This window comes from Neisseria dentiae (assembly GCF_024580525.1).
Lineage (GTDB): Bacteria > Pseudomonadota > Gammaproteobacteria > Burkholderiales > Neisseriaceae > Neisseria > Neisseria dentiae_A.
The window spans coordinates 1-258 of record NZ_JANIKQ010000096.1 but is presented as its reverse complement, the minus strand read 5'-3'; the positions used below and the strand labels follow the sequence as shown (position 1 = coordinate 258).

Sequence of the window (258 nt, the reverse complement as noted above, 5' to 3'; positions counted from 1 at the left end):
CTGTCAGCCGTGCCGTACAGTTGGCCGCCGTTAACGGCTTCTTTGCTGCCGGAGGCTACGCTGCCGTTTTCCAAACCGCTGATCTTGCCGTTAGTACCCACGGTTAAGCCGCCTGCTTTAAGGCCGTTGCCGTCCAGCACGGTACCGCCTGCGGTTACGCTGTCTACCGTAATGGCATCGGCCAGATCGAAAGTAACGGTGTCGGCATCGGCGGTTTTGGTTACGGTGATGTTGTTATCTGCATTACGCAAATCAACG

The 258-nt window shown here is 56.6% G+C and carries 1 protein-coding gene; it reads right to left on the bottom strand.

What is annotated here, in order from left to right:
• Window positions 1-258 (bottom strand): hypothetical protein (locus tag NQ012_RS13020; RefSeq protein WP_373566663.1); only part of this gene is annotated, 258 nt, incomplete at both ends.